The following is a 17,478-nucleotide window of genomic DNA, read 5'->3' on the forward strand; positions in this document are numbered from 1 at the left end:
CCCGTTCCACTTGCGGGCCCGGGCATCGTATGGTCACTCGCGTGAACGTCTACGTCGTCCTGTCCCGCAGCCGTACGGTCCTGTCGCGGACGATCGCGCTGGCGACCCGCGACGAGTTCACGCACTCCTCCCTGGCGCTCGATCCGGGGCTCGAGCTCATGTTCAGCTTCGGGCGCCGTCGGGCCGGGAACCCGTTCGTCGGGTGCTTCCGGCGCGAGCGGTTCGACGACGGCCTGTACCGCGGCATGGACGTCGTGCCCGGCGTCGTGCTCGCGGTCCCCGTGACGCCGGAGCAGCACGAGGCGATCCGGGTGCGGATCACCGAGTTCCTGCTGGACTCGCACGCGTTCTCCTACAACGTGCGCGGCCTCGTCGGGGCCCGGTTCGGCCGCGGCCACGAGGTGGAGGACCGGTTCTTCTGCTCCGAGTTCGTCTACCACGTGCTGCACGGCGCGGGAGTGTGCGACCTCGGCGTCGAGCGGTGGCAGGTGCGACCGCAGACGCTCCTCGACCTGCCGGGCCGCGTCGTCTTCCGAGGCGACCTCAAGGACTACGTCGCGGCGCACGGCGCGCTCGAGACCCTGCCGTCGCTCACGTTCGGCCACGTCCGCGAGCGCGTGCTCGGCTGATCCCGGCACGGCGGCACGGCGGCACGGCGGTACCGCGGGTCCGGTGCGACGCCGCGCGGGTCGAGACGCGCGTCAGCCGACCCGCAGCGCCGCCACGATGTCCTCGACCCGCTGCTTCGCGTCCCCGAAGAGCATGCCCGTGTTCTCGCGGAAGAACAGCGGGTTCTGCACCCCGGCGTAGCCGGCCGCCATCGAGCGCTTGAAGACGACGACCTGCCCGGCCTCCCACACGTGCAGCACCGGCATGCCCGCGATGGGGGAGCCGGGGTCGTCGAGCGCGGCCGGGTTCACGGTGTCGTTCGCGCCGATGACGAGCACGACGTCCGTGTCCGCCAGGTCGTCGTTGATCTCGTCCATCTCCAGCACGATGTCGTACGGGACGCGCGCCTCGGCGAGCAGGACGTTCATGTGCCCGGGCAGGCGACCCGCGACCGGGTGCACCCCGAAGCGGACCTCGGCACCGCCGTCGCGCAGGAGCTCGACGAGCTCCGCGACGGGGTACTGCGCCTTGGCGACCGCCATGCCGTAGCCCGGCGTGATGACGACGCTGCGGGCGTCGCGCAGGAGGGCCGCGACGTCGTCGGCGCTCACCTCGCGGTGCTCGCCCTGCGGGCCCTCGCCGCCCCCGGCGGGCGCGGCGCCCTCCTCGGCTCCGAACCCGCCGAGGATGACGGACACGAACGACCGGTTCATGGCCCGGCACATGATGTAGCTGAGGATCGCACCGGAGGACCCGACGAGCGCTCCGGTGACGATGAGCAGGTCGTTGCCGAGCATGAAGCCCGCCGCGGCGGCGGCCCAGCCGGAGTACGAGTTGAGCATCGACACGACGACGGGCATGTCGCCCCCGCCGATCGACGCGACGAGGTGCCAGCCGAGCGCGAGCGACACGACCGTGAGCAGGAGCAGGGGCCAGATCGACGGCGCGACGACGAACCACACCACGAGCCCCAGGCTCACGACGAGCGCCGCGAGGTTGAGCAGGTTCCGGCCGGGGAGCTGGAGCGGGGCCGATCGCGTGCGCCCCGACAGCTTGAGGAACGCGACCACGGAGCCGGTGAACGTCACTGCGCCCACGAGCACGCCGAGCGAGACCTCCACGAGGTGCGCGACGTCGTCGGACCCAGCGGCCTGCGCGGTGAGGTAGGAGTTGAAGCCGACCAGCACGGCCGCGGCGCCGACGAAGCTGTGCAGGATCGCGATGAGCTCCGGCATCTGCGTCATCTCGACGCGGCGCGCGCGCCACGTCCCGACCGCCGCGCCCACGAGGAGCACGAGCGCGATGAGCAGCGCGGTGACGAGCACGGGCCGGGCGCTCGTGCCGAGCGCGAGCACGATCGTCGCGGCCAGCGCGAGGACCATGCCGACCATGCCGAGCACGTTGCCGCGGCGCGCGGACTCCTGCTTCGACAGCCCCGCGAGGCTCAGCACGAACAGGACGGCGGCGAGGACGTAGACCGCCTGGGCGACGGACGTCGCGGTCATCGGGCCACCTCCTGCGCACGCGCCGGGGCGTCCTTGCGGAACATGCGGATCATGCGGTTCGCCACGAGGAAGCCACCGAAGATGTTGATGCTCGCGACGGTCGCGGCGAGCAGCGCGAGCGTCGTGACGACCCAGTCGTCCGAGCCGATCTGCAGGAGCGCGCCGACGAGGATGATGCCGGAGATCGCGTTGGTCTGGGCCATCAGCGGCGTGTGCAGCGAGTGCGTGACGTTCGAGATCACGTAGTACCCGACGATCACCGCGAGCGTGAACACCGTGACGTGCCCGACGAGCGACGGCGGCGCGAACGACAGCGCGAGCGTCACGAGCACCGCGGCGAGCGCGGCGCCCACGGTCCGACGACGGCGGCTCAGGCTCGCGGCCGACGCCGCCTCCGCGGCGGCCCGCTCGCGTGCCGCGGCCTCCAGCGCGGGGTCGGGTGGTGGCGCGGTCGACCCCGGGGCCGGGGCCGCGCTCACCGCGACGGGCGGCGGCGGCCACAGCACCTCGCCGTCGCGCGCGACGGTCATGCCGCGCTGCACCGGGTCGTCGAGGTCGAGCGCGAGCTCGCCGTCCTTGCCGGGCGTGACCAGCTCCAGCAGGTGCACGACGTTCGTCCCGAGGAGCTGCGACGTGTGCTGGGGCAGGCGCCCGGCGAGGTCGGTCCAGCCGACGACCACGACGCCGTTCTCCGTCACGACGCGTTCGCCCGGCACCGTGAGCGCGCAGTTCCCGCCGCCCGAGGCCGCGAGGTCGACGACGACGCTCCCGGGGCGCATCCCGGCGACCGCATCGGCCGTGAGGGTCCGCGGGGCGCGGCCGCGCACGAGCGCCGTCGTGATGACGACGTCGGCCTCGGCGGCCTCGCGCGCGTACACCGCGAGGGCCGCGGCCTCCTGCTCGGGCGTGAGCGGCTTCGCGTAGCCGTCGGCGGACATGCCCTGCTGCGCCGCGGGCTCGCGCACGGCCGTGCCGCCCATGGACTCGATCTGCTCGGCCGCCTCGGACCGCACGTCGAACGCGCGCACCTGCGCGCCCAGGCTCGCCGCCGCGCCGACCGCGGCGAGGCCCGCGACCCCGCCGCCGATGACGAAGACCCTCGCGGGCGGCGTCTTGCCCGCGGCCGTGACCTGCCCGGCGAACATGCCGCCGTACTCGCCGGCCGCCTCGACGACCGCGCGGTACCCCGCGACGTTGGACAGCGTGCTCAGCACGTCGAGGGCCTGCGCGCGCGAGATGCGGGGCACGGCGTCGAGCGCGAGCGCGGTGACGCCGCGGGTGGCGAGGCGCTGCACGAGGTCGGGGTCGTTCGCGGGGCCGAGCATCGCGACGAGCGTCGCGCCCGGGCGCAGGAGCGCGACCTGGGCGTCCGTCGGCGCGTTCACCGCCGTGACGACGTGGGCGCCCCACGCGGCCGCGGCGTCGACGACCGTGGCGCCCGCCGCCTCGTACGCGGCGTCGGAGAACGTGGCCCCCGCGCCGGCGTCGTGCTCGACGACCACCTCGTACCCGAGCGCCCGCAGGCGCTCGACCGTGCGCGGGGTCGCGGCGACCAGCCGCTCCCCGTCCCTCACCTCGCGGGGGACACCGATCCTCACGTGCGGGCTCCTCACCTCGTCGAGCATCGTGGGCGCCCGCGCGACCGGGGACGACGGCGGGTGCGCCGCGAGCCTATCGGGGGTCGCCCGCGTCGTCCCGGGTCGAACGTCCCCGGGCGGGCGAGCCTCGACCTGGTCGGCGCTCGTCGCGCCGCGGCGGGGAGCGGCGGGGAGTTCTCACCATCGCGCGAGGTGGCGCCCCCGGCGCCGGGTCCGCGAGGATCGGGGCGCCATCCGCTCAGACCCAGGGGGAACCATGCGCCGCACCACCACCCGTACCGCCGTCCTCGCGCCCGTCGTCGCGCTGTGCACCGTCGCGCTCGCCGCGTGCTCCGTCAGCGCGAACCTCACCGTGCCGGCCTCGAAGATCGCGCAGGACGCGGAGGGCGCGCTCGCCGAGATCGGCGAGGCGGACGTCGACTGCGGCGAGGAGAACGTCGACCTGGTGGACGGCGAGGTCGTCGAGTGCGAGCTCACCGACCCGGCGTCCGGGGAGGTCTACGACACGACCGTCACGCTGTCCGACGTCGACGGGACGAAGTACCACGTCGACGTGAAGGTCGCCGACGCCCCCCAGGGCTGACCCGGGCCGGTCCCCCGGGCTACAGGTCGCCCTTCCTCTGCAGGTACCGCATCGCGGCCCAGCCGATCGGGATGCGGGCCCAGTAGGTCGCGACGCGGAAGAGCACGGTCGCGGACGTCGCGAGCGCGGCGGGGACGCCCGCGGTGGTCAGGCCGAAGATGAGGGCGGCCTCGATCGCCCCGAGGCCGCCGGGTGTCGGGACGGCCGCACCCGCGGCGTTCCCGACGAGGTAGATGACCGCGACCTCGACGAGCGAGAGCTCCTGCCCGAACGCGGCGAGGGCGGCGTCGAACGCGAGGACGTAGCCGAGCGTCATGACGACGTTCCCCGCGATGCCGAGCGCGAGCCGCCCGGGCTGGCCCAGCATCTCGGACAGCCGGGGCCACACCTGCTGGATCGTCGGGCGGATCTTGGCGAGCACCCAGGCCCGCACGGCCGGCACGAGGAGCGTCGCCAGGACGGCGAGCGCGACGCCGCCGATCGCGAGGAGCACGGTCGTCGACGGGAGCTGGACGAGCCCGCCGTCGCCGGTGGCCACGGACAGCACGACGAGGAGCAGGATCGTCACGACGAACTGCGACACCTGGACGAGCGCGACCGTCGCGACCGCCACCGGGGTCGAGATCCCGCGCCGGGTCAGGAGCCGGAGGTTGAGCGCCGCCGGGCCGATGCCGGCGGGCGCGGCGAGCGCGACGAACGAGCCCGCCGCCTGGGTGAGCGTGACGCGCCAGAGCGGCAGCCGCTTCGACGCGAACGCGACGAGCGTGAGCGCGGCGCCGAACCACGTGACGATCCCGAGCAGGAACGAGACGGCCGCCCACCAGGGGTTCGCCGACGAGACGGCCTCGGTGATCTGGTCGAAGTTGATCGTCGTGACGACGACCGTCACCGCGACGATCGTCAGGGTCAGCGTGAGGATCGTCCGCGCGCCGAACCGGGTGATGCGCTGCGGCTCGATGCTCGCCTCGGGCAGCCGCTCGACCAGCGCGGCGCGCAGCTCCTTGAGGAGCTCCTTGTTCTGCCGGATCTCCTCGCGCGTGCTCGGCGGCAGCGCGACGGGCTGGAGCAGCGGGCCGATGGCGGCGATGTCGTCGTCCGGCAGGACGCTCACCGCGGACTCGACGGCCCGGCGCGCCCCGACGCGCAGCGCGAGGAGCGCGACCATCTGCGCCAGGTCCATGCGGCGCGCGAGCTCGGACGACGCGATGTCCCCCTGCTCCCACCCGGTGAGCCAGACCTGCGGGGCCCCCGTCGCGGGCTCGCGCGAGACCAGCATGACGTCGGACGTCAGCGCGCGGTGCGCGATGCCCGCCGCGTGCGCGAGCCGGAGCTGGCGCCACGCCTCGTTGAGCACCGAGCCCGTGAGGTCCTCGACGGGGAGGTCGCGCAGCGAGACCGCGCCGGTCGCGTGCTCCTGGACCAGGACCATGGAGTCCGCGGACTCGCCGATGCCGAGCAGCCGCGGGGTGCGGACGCCCGCGGCGCGCGCCGCGTAGGACAGCAGCGCGGTGCGCTCGGCCGCCGCGCGCAGCGAGATCGCCGCGCGTCCCTCGCTGCCGCGCAGGCGCAGCGACCGCCAGAACCGGGCGAGGAAGCCGACGACCTGCCGGTCGCCGTCGAGCACGACGACGTCACGCCGCACGCCGTCCTCCGCGAGCATCGCGTAGACGCGGTTGTCGCCCGCGCGCGTCAGCGCGATGGCCGCCGAGTCGGACGGCGCGTCCTGGGACTCCGTCGCGGGGGTCTGCCCGTTCGTCCCGTTCGCCCCGTCCGACGCCCCGGCCTCGTCGGGGTGCGGGGCCGAGCCGAGGTGCTGCGCGGCGAGCGCGGCGTCGGCCGTGAGGACCGTCCCGGCGTCGTCGGTGGCGCCGGGTGCGCGCAGGACGCCGACGTGCACCTCGGCGGTGATGCGCCCCTCGGCGTCCACCTCGGTGATGGGGTCGTCCGCCGCCTCGGCGAGCTCCTCGTCGTCGGTGACGTCGCGCACGCGCACGAGGGCCGCGGGGGAGAACCCGGCGCGCCGGACGCCGGCCACGAGGTCGGGCCCGTACGCGCGCTCGCTGCGCACGCCCGAGACGTACCGCACGGCGAGCCCGGCGATGCGCCCGAGGAGCAGCGTGATGATGATGCCCGGGAGCGACACCTGGCCGGTGATGAGCACGACGCCGATCGCGACGAACAGCAGGTTCCACGACCACTTGACGGTGCGTCGCCGGGTACGGGTGCCCGCGGCGGTGAGCAGCCCGCCGATCGCGGCCACGTAGCCCGGGATCGTCAGGCGCCACTCGCCCCGCGAGTACACGGAGAGCCCGCGGACGAGGTCGTCCGAGCCCCACGCGCGCAGCGCCAGCACGGCCAGCACGCCCAGGAGCAGGCCGAGCGCGGCCGCGACGATCGACTCGACGACCTGGCGCCCCAGCCGGCGGACGCCGAGCTCGGTGAGGACGGCGATCGGCACGAACAGCGTGATGAGACCCTCGAGCACCGCGACCGGGATGAACAGGATGTTGTACAGGAGGTCCGAGAAGCTGCGGACGTCCTCCGCGACGCCGGCCGTGGTGCCGTGCGCGTACACCGACATGAGCAGGACGACGACGACGCCCACCGCGCACAGCACGAGGTTGACGAGGTCGATCGGGTGCCGGACGCGCTGCTCGGCCGTGTCGACGACGCGGACCGTGCCCGCGTCGTCGTGCCCCCGACGCGCGAGCAGGGCCTCGAGCGCGCCGGTCTGGGGGCGGGGCTCCGCCTGCTCGGCCCGTGCCAGCGAGCCGACCTCGACGACCGCGCCGACGTGGGGAGCGGCGCGCTCTCTCGGCTCGGGGGCGGGGGAGGCCATGCGAGCGAGTCTAGGTCGGGGCCCCTGAGGAGGCGCGGTATTTGGCCGATTCCTCCGGGTGATTCGCCCGGTTCGCCCGCATGCTGGACGGCTCGCGGCCCCCGCTCGGCGGGCGGGTGTGAGCAAGGCCTCCCTAGCATGGGCGGAGGACCGGACCCGGGAGGTCGGCATGGCACGTGGCACGACGACGGAGCACGGCACCGCGGACGGGGCCGACCGTCCGGACCGCCCTGAGACGCCCGACGCGAACGGGCAGGAGCGCAACCCCTTCCGCAAGGTGTGGTGGCTGCCCGTGGTGCGGGGGAGCCTCCTCGTCGTCCTCGGCCTCCTCCTCATGATCGAGCCGCTGGAGCAGCTCGGGACGCTGCGCGTGGTGCTCGGCGCGTTCCTCGTGGCGGACGGCGTGCTCGTCGCCGTGCAGGGGTTCGTGCACCGCCGGCAGGTCGGGTCGGCGTGGTGGCTCGCGCAGGCGGGGGTCAACGTCGTGTTCGGCGTCGTCGTGGCGCTCTGGCCCGACCTCACCGCCACCGCGCTCTACTACGTGCTCGCGGTCTGGGTGCTCGTGCTGGGCATCACCACGATCGCCGGGGCCGCCGCGCTCGTCCGCAATCGCGACCTGGGCTGGGCCTGGATGCTCGCGGTCGGGATCGTCTCGGTGCTGTTCGGGGTCCTGCTCGTCACGCGGCCGCTCGACGCCTTCGACGTGCTGCGGCTCGTCACCGTCGTGTTCGCGCTGTACGCGTTCGTGACCGGCGCGATCCACGTGGTGTCGGGCTTCGCCGTGCGCGCCGTCGCGCGCGAGCTCGCGGACCTGCGCGCGCAGGCCGTCGCGGCGGGCGTCGTCGTGACGGGCGGGTCCGTGCTCGGCGCGCCCGCCGCTCACCCGGGCGTCGCCCCGCCGTCGGCCACGGGCGGGCCGACGCCGCGCGACCCGAGCGCGGCCCCGTCGCCGTCGCCCTCGCCGGCCCCGTCGCCCTCGCCGGGGGCGGAGTCGTCGCCCGGGCCGGCGCGCGGGTCGGAGCCGGACGAGCGCGGGGGAGCGGGACGGCTGCCCTAGCATGTGACCGCTGTCCGTCGAGAACGAGGAGCACCGGTGGTCACTGCGTACGACATCCTGTTCGGCCTGACCCCGCAGGACGCGGTGGACGGGTCACCGGTCGGGACGACGGACCTGCTGCCGCCGCCCGTCGCGCCCTGGGGCGAGGCCGCCTGGGGGTGGATCGGCGACGCGGGGCCGGGGATCGAGCCGCGGACGTGGCCGCGGAGCCCGAGCACCGGGCTGCCGATGCGGCACGCCGTCACGCTGCGGCTGCCGGCCGAGTACCAGCGTCGGGGCCCCGGGCTCCCGGGCGTGGCGTACTTCCTCGGCGAGGGGCAGTTCGCCACCGAGCACGACGCGAGCGACCCGGACGACCCGTTCGTCGTGGACCTGCGTGCGGCCCGGCAGCACCCGCAGGCGCTCGTGCTCAGCGACATCATCGGCCAGAGCTTCGCCCTGGTCTGGCTGACCGAGGAGGAGCTCGCGGCCGGCCCGACGGCCGCCCCGCCCGACACCCGTCGTCCCGGTGAGCACGTCGCGACGGACGAGGGGCAGAACGCGTGGGACCCGCCGCTCGGCACGCGTCGCGGCGAGGACATGACGGTCACCCGGTGGGCCTACCTCGTCCCGAGGGTCGACGACCCGAACGCGGGTCTCGCCCCGGGCCGGGAGGAGGACGGCTGGGTCTCGCCGTGGGACGAGGACTGGACCGGGCCGGCGGAGGAGGAGCGCCCCTGGGCGGACGACCACCTCGGCGGGACGTCCGAGGCGATGGTCGACTCGCTCCCGGGCGGCTTCACGCCGTACTACCTCGAGCTGTCCACGCCCACCTGGGGCGTCGACTACGGCAACCGCGAGACCCATCTGGTCGACCTGGAGACGGGCGCGTTCGGGATCGCCTGACCGCGGCGTCCCAGGAGTCGCGAAGCGGCGCCGCGGCCGTCACGCGAGGCCCAGGGACTGCTTCCACTCCAGCGGGAGGAGCGCGTACCCGACGAACGCGACGACGTCGAGCAGGGTGTGCGCGATCACGAGCGGCATGACGCGGTGCCGTCCCCAGCGGGACGTGTAGAACCACGAGAAGACGACGCCCATGACGACGTTCCCGACGAACGGGCCGAACCCCTGGTACAGGTGGTACGACCCGCGCAGGAGCGAGCTCCACACGACGAACTTCACGCGGCCCCAGCCGAGGTCGCGCGTGCGCTCGAACAGGTAGCCGACGGCGATGACCTCCTCGAGCAGGCCGTTCTGCAGCGCGGAGAGGATCAGCACGGGCACCGTCCACCACGCGGCGTTGAGCGCCGACGCCTGCACCTCGACCGTGATGCCGAGGAGGCGGCCGAGCGCGTAGAAGCCCAGCCCGGGGATGCCGATGGCCGCGGCGAGCGCGAACCCCCACCCGACGTCGCGCAGGGGCCGGGCGCCGTCGAGCCCGATCGCCCGGACGGCCGAGCGGCCGCGCGCGCTGAGCAGGTACAGCGCGAGCGCGACGGGCAGCACCGCGAAGAAGATCCCGACGAGCTGGTACGTGAGGTCGAGGTACGGCCGGGCCGACCGGCTCACGTTGAGGCTCGCGGACTGCTCGCCGAGCGGCGTCCCGGCGGTGAGCCGCGCGACGATGTTGATGATCGCGTAGACCGCCGACTTGCCGAGGCTCAGCCCGAGGACGATCCAGATCTCCGCGCCGATGCGTCGTCGCGTCGCGCGGTCCGGGCGGTCGTGCGCCTCGGCGCTGACGGCGTCGGCCGCGCGGGGTGCCGCCGTCGGGCCGGGCGCGGGCAGCGGCTCGGGCGCGGTCGCGGGGGTGGACGCGGTCAGGTCGGGCACCGTCCGGTTATAGCACCGGTCCCCGGGAGCGGGCTCGACGCCGCCTGGACGTGCGCTGTCCGCCGAGCACGGATCTGCTCCGCGTCGACCACGAGGTCGCTGTCGTTCTCGGCCCCAGAACGACAGCGACCTCGTGCTCGGCGGGTCAGGGTTGATCGCTCGGTGGGTCAGGGGTTGCGCGGGCGGCCCGGGCGGCGGGGCGGGCGGACGCCGCGGGGGAGGCGGCCGGCGTCGTCGAGCGCGCGACGCAGGAGCATCTCGATCTGCGCGTTGACGCTGCGCAGGTCGTCGCCGGCCCAGCGCGCGAGCGCGTCGTGGACGGCGGGGTCGAGGCGCAGGAGGACCGACTTGCGCTGCGGACGCTGCGCTCGGCCCGTGCCCGTGCCCGTGCCCGTGCCCGACGACGGCTGGTCGCCGTCGTCGGGCGCGTCGCGCTTCTCGGGCGGCGTGGGCCCGGCGGGCGTCACTGGTACAGGGACCCCGTGTTGACGACGGGCGTCACGCGGCTGTCCCCGCAGAGCACCACGAGGAGGTTGGAGACCATCGTCGCGCGGCGCTCGTCGTCGAGCGTCACGATGTCCTCGGCCTCGAGGCGCGAGAGCGCGTCCTCGACCATGGACACCGCGCCCTCCACGATGCGCGACCGTGCCGCGATGATCGCGCCTGCCTGCTGGCGCTGGAGCATCGCCTGCGCGATCTCCGGGGCGTAGGCGAGGTTGGAGATGCGGGCCTCGATGACCTCGACGCCCGCCACGACGACGCGCGCCGCGACCTCGGCGGCGATCTCCGCCGACACGACCTCGGTGGCCCCGCGCAGCGACTGCTCGCCGGCCTCGGCGTCGTCGTAGGGGTGCGACATCGCGACGTGGCGCAGCGCCGACTCGGCCTGGACGCGCACGAAGTCGGTGTAGTCCTCGACGGCGAAGCTCGCCTTGGCGGTGTCCGCGACCTGCCAGACGACGATCGCGGCGATGTTGATCGGGTTGCCGTCGGCGTCGTTGACCTTGAGCTCGCTCGTCTCGAAGTTGCGCACGCGGACCGACACGCGCTTGCGCGTCGAGAACGGCACGGTGGCGACGAGCCCGGTGCGGCGGATGGTCCCGAGGTACCGGCCGAAGAACTGGACGACGAGCGTCTGCCCGGGGTTGATGACCTTGACCATCGTGAGCAGGAAGACGCCGAGCAGGATCGCGACCACGCCGAGCACGGCACCGACGGGGGTGGCCGTCGCGAACATCGGGATCGACCCGCCGAGCAGCACGAGGACGAGCAGGATCACGAGACCGCCCCCGCCCGCGCCGAGCGACCACGCGGGCTGCTCGGTGACGTCGACGCGCGTGCCGTCGTGGCCGACGGGACGGCCGGTCGGCTCGCCGCCGACGGACTCCTGCGGGGGTGCTGCGCTCTCGGTCACGGGGCCCGTCCTCTCCTGCGGCCGACGGCCGCGCGTGTCGTGGATAGCAAAGTGATATCACATTATGCCGCCCCCCAGCACGTTCGCACCGGCCCCTAGCGTGCCGAGCACGACCCCGCCCGCTGTCCAACACGACATAAAGGCTGTTATCGACCGGATAACGACCCTCATGTCGTGTTCGGCGGGTGGGGGGTTGCGTGAGCGGTGGTCGGGGTGGCAGAGTGCAAATAGGTTTGTAGCGCAAAGTAGTTTTCCGATCTCTCGAGAGGCCACCATGACGACGGACCACGGCGACGGCCCCCGCGACGGGGCTGGCGAGCCGGACGAGCCGGCGCTCGACGTCGCCGAGACGCTCCGCCTCATCAGCGAGCAGCAGGACCGCGCGCGCCGCGCGACCGAGCCGGACTCGCGGCTGCTGTTCCTCGCGTGGGGCGTCGCCTGGCTCGTCGGGTACCTGTGCCTGTGGGCGAGCGCGGTCCGCGTCGTCGACGGGACCGCGACCGTGCGCCTCACGACCCGCGCGGGGCAGGTCGTGGGCGCGCAGCCCGAGCCGTGGGCGTTCTGGGTCTTCTTCAGCCTCATCGCGGCCGCCGTCGCGTTCACGATCGTCCACAGCGTCACGCGCACCGCGGGGACGCGTGGCGTCAGCGCCCGCACCGGGGCCATGTACGGCTGGTCGTGGATGCTCGGCTTCGTCTGCTTCGGGTTCGTGCTCGGCGGGCTCGCCCGTGCGGGTGCGTCGGAGGAGGTCATGTCGCTCGCGAGCAACGCGTTCGCGTGCGTCGTCGTGGGCCTGCTGTACCTCGGTGGGGCGGCGGCGTTCGGCGACCGCGGGCTGTTCGTGCTCGGCGTGTGGATCCTGCTCACGGCCGCCGTCGCGACGTTCGCCGGGCTGCCGCTCACCTACCTCGTCATGGCGCTCGCGGGCGGGGGCGGGTTCCTCGTCATGGCCGCGATCGAGCACGTCCTGCGTGCCCGACGGCGGCGCCTCGCGACCCGTCCCGCACCCGCCCGGGCGTCGGCGGAGGGCGCGGCCGATGTCTGACGCCGGGCTCGACCCCGTCATCCACGCCCCGGCACGGCTGCGCGTCGTCGCGACGCTCGCGGCCCTCCCGACCGGCGACGAGCTGTCCTTCCCCAAGCTCCAGAAGCTCCTCGACATGACCGCCGGGAACCTCTCCACCCACCTGCGCAAGCTCGAGGACGCCGGCTACGTGTCCGTCACCAAGACCCACGAGGGCCGCACCCCGGCCACCTACCTCGCTCTCACCGCCCGCGGCCGTAGCGCCTTCGAGGACTACACGACCGCCCTGAACACCCTCCTGAAGGGAGCCGCAGGATGAGCACCGACGACGCCCCGCGCACTCGGGCCGCCCGGCCCGACCCCGCGCCGTCGACCACCGACCCCGCCCGACCCGTGGTCGCCGTCGACCACGTGACGCGACGCTTCGGCACGGTCGTCGCGCTCGACGACGTGTCCCTGACCGTCGGGGCGGGCGAGCTCGTCGGCCTGCTCGGCCCCAACGGCGCCGGCAAGTCGACGCTGCTGTCCCTGGTCAGCGGTCAGCGCAAGCCCGACGCCGGGACGGTCCGCCTGCTCGGCGGCGACCCGCGCGACGCGCGCAGCCGCGTCGGCCTGGGCCTCACCCCGCAGGAGACCGGCCTGCCCGCGACGCTCAAGGTGCGCGAGGTCGTCGACTTCGTCGCGGGCCACTACCCGGACCCCGTCCCGACGGCGGAGCTGCTGGAGCAGTTCGGGCTCACCGAGCTCGGGGGCCGCCAGACGGGCGCGATGTCCGGCGGGCAGAAGCGCCGCCTCGCCGTCGCGCTCTCGCTCGTGGGTCGCCCCCGCGTCGTCCTCCTCGACGAGCCGACGACGGGCCTCGACGTGAGCGCCCGGCAGGCGCTGTGGGACGCGATCCGCGCGTACCACGCGGCGGGGGGCACCGTGCTGCTGACCAGCCACTACCTGGAGGAGGTGCAGGCGCTCGCGCAGCGCGTCGTCGTCATCGACCAAGGCGTGGTCAAGGCCGACGACTCGCTCGACGCGATCCTGCGGCGCGTGTCGCTGCGGCGGGTCGTCGTCGGGTCGACCGCCGACCTCGCCGACCGGCCCGGCGTCGTGCGGTCCGACCGCCTCGGCGACGGACGCCAGGAGCTCTACACGCCCGACGCCGACGCCCTCGTCCGCGAGCTCGTCGCCTCGGGCGTCGACTTCCACGACCTCGAGATCCGGGGCGCGAGCCTCGAGGAGGCGTTCGAGCAGATGGTCGCGCGCGACGCGGCCCCGACCACGGAGGCACGGGCACGATGACCACCTCGACCATCCCCGGCGGCGCCACCGCCCTCCCCGGGCCGCTGCGCCTCACCTGGCTGCACCTCAAGTACCAGTTCCTCGAGACGGTGCGCGTGCCGGTCGCCGTGCTGGGCAACCTGCTGTTCCCGGCGCTCGCGATGTTCTTCTTCGTCGTGCCGCAGAAGGAGGTCGCGCAGAACCCGGTGGCCGCGACGACGGCCGTCGCGTCGCTCGGCCTGTTCGCGATCTGCTCGGCGAGCCTGTTCACCTACGGGCTCGGCGTCGCGGAGGACCGGCAGCTCCCGTTCGACCCGTTCGTGCGCTCGCTGCCCGCGGGCCCGGCGCCGCGCATGGCGGCGCGCGTGCTCAACGGCGGGATCTTCTCGCTGTTCGGGCTCGTGCCGCTCATCCTCATCGGCTGGCTGTTCACCGACGCGAGCGTCACGTGGAGCCAGCTCCTCGCGGGGGTGGGGACGGTGCTGCTCGTGTCCGTGCCGTTCGTGCTGCTCGGCATGGCGATCGGCTACTCGCTGTCCGCGAAGGCGGCACTGCCGGTCGTGCAGGTCATCCTCTTCCCCCTTGCGTTCGCGGGCGGCCTGTTCCTCCCGCCGTTCCTCTTCCCCTCGTGGCTGGACGCGATCTCGATGGCGACGCCGACGCGCGCGGGCCGTGACCTGCTCGTCCAGGCGCTCACGGGCGAGCCGGCGTACGCGGGCGCGTGGCTCGTGCTCCTCGGCTGGACGGTGGTCTTCGCCGCCCTCGCGGTCGGCGCCTACCGCCGCGACGAGGGCCGCCGCTTCCGCTGACCGGCCCCCCGGTGCCGAACACGACGTTGCTGTCGTTATCCGCGGGATAGCGACAGCAACGTCGTGCTCGACAGCGACGAACGTCGTGGTCGGCGACGGCGCAGGCCGGGTCAGGCGGCGCGGCGCAGGCGGAGCGAGTTGCCGACTACGAGCACCGAGCTCGCGGCCATCGCCGCGCCCGCGATCATCGGGTTGAGCAGGCCCGCCGCCGCGAGCGGGATCGCCGCCACGTTGTAGGCGAACGCCCAGAACAGGTTCTGCTGGATCACGCGCAGCGTCCGGCGCGAGAGCCGGATCGCCGTCGCGGCGCTGCGCAGGTCGCCGCGCACCAGCGTGAGGTCGCTCGCCTCGATCGCGACGTCCGTCCCCGTGCCCATCGCGAGCCCGAGGTCCGCCGTCGCGAGCGCGGCGGCGTCGTTCACGCCGTCCCCGACCATCGCGACGACGCGCCCCTCGCGCCGGAGCCGCGCGACGACGTCGACCTTCTGGTCGGGGAGCACGCGCGCGACGACGTCCGACTCCGCGATCCCGACGGCGCGCGCCGCCTCGCGAGCCGCGCCCTCGCCGTCGCCCGTGAGCAGGTAGGGCTGCAGGCCGAGGTCGCGCAGCTCGCGCACCGCCTCGGCCGATGTCGGCTTCACCGGGTCGCGCAGCACGAGCACCGCGCGCGCCCGGCCGCCCCACGCGACGACGACGGCGCTCGCCCCCGACGCCTCGGCGGCCGCGAACGCGTCGTCGAGCGCCGGGTCGGGCGACACGCCCGCGCGCGCGAGCCACGACGGCTGCCCGACCAGCACGCGCCGCGCGGCGAGCCCGCCGCCGTCGCCCAGGGAGAGCCCGGAGTGCGCGGTGCGGACGACGGCCTCGACCCCGCCGCCCGGGGCGCTGCGGAAGTCGAACGCCTGCAGCGAGCCGATCACGACGCCGTCGGCCCCCACGGGTGCGTCCCCGCCGCTCGATGCCGGTGCAGCCACGCGGCGCGCGGCCTCGGCGACCGCCCGGGCGATCGGGTGCTCGCTCAGGGCCTCGACCGCGCCCGCGTGCCGCAGGGCGTCGCGCGCGTCGTCGACGGCCTGGCGCGACCGGTCGGCGTCGCCTCGCGCCGGAGCGCGGCCCTCCGCGGGCAGGACGTCGAGCGGCACGCGGCCCGACGGCGTCACGACCGCCTCCAGCGCCATCGCGCCCTGGGTGACGGTCCCCGTCTTGTCGAGCACGACCGTGTCCACGCGCCGCGTCGACTCGAGGATCTCCGGCCCCTTGATGAGCACGCCGAGCTGCGCGCCCCGGCCGGTGCCGACGAGCAGGGCCGTCGGCGTCGCCAGGCCCAGCGCGCACGGGCACGCGATGATGAGCACCGCGACGGCGGCCGTGAACGCGAACTGCGTCCCGGCGCCGGCGAGCAGCCAGCCGGCGAGCGTCGCCACGGCGAGCACGAGCACGACCGGCACGAACACCGCGGAGATGCGGTCGGCGAGCCGCTGCACCGGCGCCTTGCCCGTCTGCGCCTGCGTGACGAGCCGTCCGATCTGGGCGAGCGTCGTCTCCTCGCCCACGCGCGTCGCCCGGACCAGCAGCGCACCCGCCGCGTTGACCGTCGCGCCCGTCACGTCGTCGCCCGGGCCGACGTCCACCGGCACCGGCTCGCCCGTGAGCAGCGACGTGTCGACCGCGCTCGACCCCTCCAGCACCACGCCGTCGGTCGCGACCTTCTCGCCGGGCCGCACGACGAACACGTCACCCACCGCGAGGTCCGCGACCGGGACGCGCTCGGTGACCCGTGCGCCGTCGGCACCCGTGCGCGGGGAACCGTCCGGCCCGAGGACCACCCGCTCGGCGTCCTTCGCACCCAGCTCCAGCAGCGACCGCAGGGCGTCCCCCGCGCGGCGCTTCGAGCGGTGCTCCGCGTACCGGCCGGCCAGCAGGAACGTCGTGACGACCGCCGCGACCTCGAAGTACAGCTCCGGCGCGCCCGTCATGTCGCGGGACGGGATCAGCGTCGGCTGCATCCGCATCCCCAGCTCGCCCGCGCCGCCCAGCAGCAGCGCCCACAGCGACCACAGCGTCGCCGCGACCACCCCGAGCGACACGAGCGTGTCCATCGTCGACGCGCCGTGCCGCGCCGCGCGGAACGCCGCCGTGTGGAACGGCCACGCGCCCCACGTGACGACCGGCAGCGCGAGCGCCGCGACGACCCACTGCCATCCCGTGAACTGCAGCGCGGGGACCATCGAGACCGCGACCACCGGGACCGTCAGCACCGCAGCGACGCGCAGACGCTGCAGCAGCACGGCGCCCCGGTCGCGATCCGCCTGCGTTCGCTCGCTCGCTCCGGAGTCTCGCTCGGCCAGGCCCGCCTCGCCGTTCGCCTCGTCCCGCCGCTCGGTCGCCTCCACGGCGGACTCCCCGCGGTCGGCCGAGGTCGAGCCCTGGTCGGCCGAGGGAGTGCCCTGGTGTGCCGGAGGAGAACCGTGGTGCCGCGAGGCGGAACCCTCGTCCACGGGGGTGAGATCACGACGGGTGGTGACGCGGGCGGTGTAACCGGCCTTCTCGACGGCGGCGACGAGGTCGGCGTCCGTGACGTCGGCGGCGAGGACGACGTGCGCGCTCTCGAGCGGGAGGTTGACGGTGGCGGTGACGCCGTCGACGCGGTTGAGCCGCTTCTCGACGCGCGCGACGCACGACGCGCACGTCATGCCCCCGATCGCCAGGTCGACCTCGGCGAAGGGCCGACCGTCGACGGCGTCGCCCGGCGGGGTGGCGGTCGTCGGGGTGGGCGTGGGCTGGGCGGTCATGCGGGTGACTCCTCGACGGGTGCTCGGGTGGAGGTCACCGACGGCGGTCCGGGGTGGCGGACGTCGCGGCGTGCGCCGTACGGGTGCGGCGCCGGGGGCGCGTCGCGGTGGCGACGGTCGGCCCGTGGGGTGGTGCCCGACGGCGGAGGCGACCTCGCGCGGGCGAG

The 17,478-nt window shown here is 74.7% G+C and carries 15 protein-coding genes; 8 read left to right on the forward strand and 7 right to left on the reverse strand.

Going from position 1 to position 17,478, the window contains the following annotated elements:
- Positions 1 to 41: 41 nt before the first annotated feature.
- Positions 42 to 629, forward strand: a complete 588-nt coding sequence (locus tag NHH00_RS11010) for a hypothetical protein (RefSeq protein ID WP_253052029.1) — start codon at positions 42 to 44, stop codon at positions 627 to 629.
- A 72-nt stretch (positions 630 to 701) separates the two neighbouring features.
- Here NHH00_RS11010 and pntB read toward each other — a convergent pair whose 3' ends face one another.
- Together pntB and NHH00_RS11020 are read right to left on the reverse strand one after the other, a co-directional pair.
- Positions 702 to 2,114 (reverse strand): Re/Si-specific NAD(P)(+) transhydrogenase subunit beta, encoded by a 1,413-nt coding sequence (gene pntB, locus NHH00_RS11015; RefSeq protein ID WP_253052031.1) that lies wholly within the window; start codon positions 2,112 to 2,114, stop codon positions 702 to 704.
- Positions 2,111 to 3,712: a Re/Si-specific NAD(P)(+) transhydrogenase subunit alpha gene (locus NHH00_RS11020; RefSeq protein ID WP_253052033.1), complete on the reverse strand. Its 1,602-nt coding sequence runs from the start codon at positions 3,710 to 3,712 to the stop codon at positions 2,111 to 2,113. Before NHH00_RS11020 ends, pntB begins: the two co-directional genes overlap by 4 nt.
- Positions 3,713 to 3,968: 256 nt before the next feature.
- Between NHH00_RS11020 and NHH00_RS11025 the strand changes: the two genes are divergently transcribed.
- Complete coding sequence (locus NHH00_RS11025) at positions 3,969 to 4,295, forward strand: hypothetical protein (protein WP_253052035.1); 327 nt, start codon at positions 3,969 to 3,971, stop codon at positions 4,293 to 4,295.
- Between the two features lie 19 nt (positions 4,296 to 4,314).
- Here the strand turns inward: NHH00_RS11025 and NHH00_RS11030 are convergent, their stop codons facing one another.
- Positions 4,315 to 7,134, reverse strand: a complete 2,820-nt coding sequence (locus tag NHH00_RS11030; protein ID WP_253052038.1) for a flippase-like domain-containing protein — start codon at positions 7,132 to 7,134, stop codon at positions 4,315 to 4,317.
- A 169-nt stretch (positions 7,135 to 7,303) separates the two neighbouring features.
- Between NHH00_RS11030 and NHH00_RS11035 the strand changes: the two genes are divergently transcribed.
- Both NHH00_RS11035 and NHH00_RS11040 read left to right on the forward strand, forming a co-directional pair.
- The gene (locus NHH00_RS11035; RefSeq protein WP_253052040.1) at positions 7,304 to 8,191 is read left to right on the forward strand and encodes an HdeD family acid-resistance protein; all 888 of its coding nucleotides are present in this window, start codon (positions 7,304 to 7,306) and stop codon (positions 8,189 to 8,191) included.
- Between the two features lie 36 nt (positions 8,192 to 8,227).
- Positions 8,228 to 9,076, forward strand: coding sequence for a hypothetical protein (locus tag NHH00_RS11040; protein ID WP_253052042.1), 849 nt, complete (start codon positions 8,228 to 8,230; stop codon positions 9,074 to 9,076).
- A 39-nt stretch (positions 9,077 to 9,115) separates the two neighbouring features.
- Here the strand turns inward: NHH00_RS11040 and NHH00_RS11045 are convergent, their stop codons facing one another.
- From NHH00_RS11045 to NHH00_RS11055, 3 genes are all read right to left on the reverse strand, one after another.
- On the reverse strand, positions 9,116 to 9,865 hold the full coding sequence (locus tag NHH00_RS11045) for a CPBP family intramembrane glutamic endopeptidase (protein WP_253052500.1): 750 nt from the start codon (positions 9,863 to 9,865) through the stop codon (positions 9,116 to 9,118).
- Positions 9,866 to 10,170: 305 nt separating this feature from the next.
- On the reverse strand, positions 10,171 to 10,470 hold the full coding sequence (locus NHH00_RS11050; RefSeq protein ID WP_253052044.1) for a hypothetical protein: 300 nt from the start codon (positions 10,468 to 10,470) through the stop codon (positions 10,171 to 10,173).
- A complete protein-coding gene (locus NHH00_RS11055) occupies positions 10,467 to 11,417 on the reverse strand; it encodes an SPFH domain-containing protein (RefSeq protein ID WP_253052046.1) in 951 nt (316 codons plus the stop codon). Before NHH00_RS11055 ends, NHH00_RS11050 begins: the two co-directional genes overlap by 4 nt.
- Before the next feature lie 274 nt (positions 11,418 to 11,691).
- Here NHH00_RS11055 and NHH00_RS11060 point away from each other — a divergent pair, with 274 nt between their 5' ends.
- Genes NHH00_RS11060 through NHH00_RS11075 form a run of 4 tightly spaced genes read left to right on the forward strand, consistent with a single transcriptional unit; the run spans position 11,692 to position 14,519 of the window.
- Positions 11,692 to 12,462 carry a hypothetical protein gene (locus NHH00_RS11060; protein ID WP_253052048.1) on the forward strand — a complete coding sequence of 257 codons (771 nt, stop codon included), beginning with the start codon at positions 11,692 to 11,694 and terminating at the stop codon, positions 12,460 to 12,462.
- Positions 12,455 to 12,760, forward strand: a complete 306-nt coding sequence (locus NHH00_RS11065; protein WP_253052050.1) for a transcriptional regulator — start codon at positions 12,455 to 12,457, stop codon at positions 12,758 to 12,760. The genes NHH00_RS11060 and NHH00_RS11065 overlap by 8 nt, the downstream gene beginning before the upstream one ends.
- Positions 12,757 to 13,731, forward strand: coding sequence for an ABC transporter ATP-binding protein (locus NHH00_RS11070; RefSeq protein WP_253052052.1), 975 nt, complete (start codon positions 12,757 to 12,759; stop codon positions 13,729 to 13,731). The genes NHH00_RS11065 and NHH00_RS11070 overlap by 4 nt, the downstream gene beginning before the upstream one ends.
- On the forward strand, positions 13,728 to 14,519 hold the full coding sequence (locus tag NHH00_RS11075; protein WP_253052054.1) for an ABC transporter permease: 792 nt from the start codon (positions 13,728 to 13,730) through the stop codon (positions 14,517 to 14,519). The genes NHH00_RS11070 and NHH00_RS11075 overlap by 4 nt, the downstream gene beginning before the upstream one ends.
- A gap of 110 nt (positions 14,520 to 14,629) precedes the next feature.
- Here NHH00_RS11075 and NHH00_RS11080 read toward each other — a convergent pair whose 3' ends face one another.
- The gene (locus NHH00_RS11080; protein ID WP_374614807.1) at positions 14,630 to 17,311 is read right to left on the reverse strand and encodes a heavy metal translocating P-type ATPase; all 2,682 of its coding nucleotides are present in this window, start codon (positions 17,309 to 17,311) and stop codon (positions 14,630 to 14,632) included.
- Positions 17,312 to 17,478: the final 167 nt, after the last annotated feature.

Origin of the sequence: Cellulosimicrobium cellulans (genome assembly GCF_024124905.1) — a bacterium.
Taxonomy (GTDB): Bacteria; Actinomycetota; Actinomycetes; order Actinomycetales; family Cellulomonadaceae; genus Cellulosimicrobium; species Cellulosimicrobium cellulans_G.

What these genes read in the sequence shown, in the direction of transcription:
- pntB (WP_253052031.1), bottom strand. Translation starts at nt 2,114, where the DNA reads ATGACCGCGACGTCCGTCGCCCAGGCGGTCTACGTCCTCGCCGCCGTC.
- NHH00_RS11025 (WP_253052035.1), top strand. Translation starts at nt 3,969, where the DNA reads ATGCGCCGCACCACCACCCGTACCGCCGTCCTCGCGCCCGTCGTCGCG.
- NHH00_RS11030 (WP_253052038.1), bottom strand. Translation starts at nt 7,134, where the DNA reads ATGGCCTCCCCCGCCCCCGAGCCGAGAGAGCGCGCCGCTCCCCACGTC.
- NHH00_RS11035 (WP_253052040.1), top strand. Translation starts at nt 7,304, where the DNA reads ATGGCACGTGGCACGACGACGGAGCACGGCACCGCGGACGGGGCCGAC.
- NHH00_RS11060 (WP_253052048.1), top strand. Translation starts at nt 11,692, where the DNA reads ATGACGACGGACCACGGCGACGGCCCCCGCGACGGGGCTGGCGAGCCG.
- NHH00_RS11065 (WP_253052050.1), top strand. Translation starts at nt 12,455, where the DNA reads ATGTCTGACGCCGGGCTCGACCCCGTCATCCACGCCCCGGCACGGCTG.
- NHH00_RS11070 (WP_253052052.1), top strand. Translation starts at nt 12,757, where the DNA reads ATGAGCACCGACGACGCCCCGCGCACTCGGGCCGCCCGGCCCGACCCC.
- NHH00_RS11075 (WP_253052054.1), top strand. Translation starts at nt 13,728, where the DNA reads ATGACCACCTCGACCATCCCCGGCGGCGCCACCGCCCTCCCCGGGCCG.
- NHH00_RS11080 (WP_374614807.1), bottom strand. Translation starts at nt 17,311, where the DNA reads ATGACCGCCCAGCCCACGCCCACCCCGACGACCGCCACCCCGCCGGGC.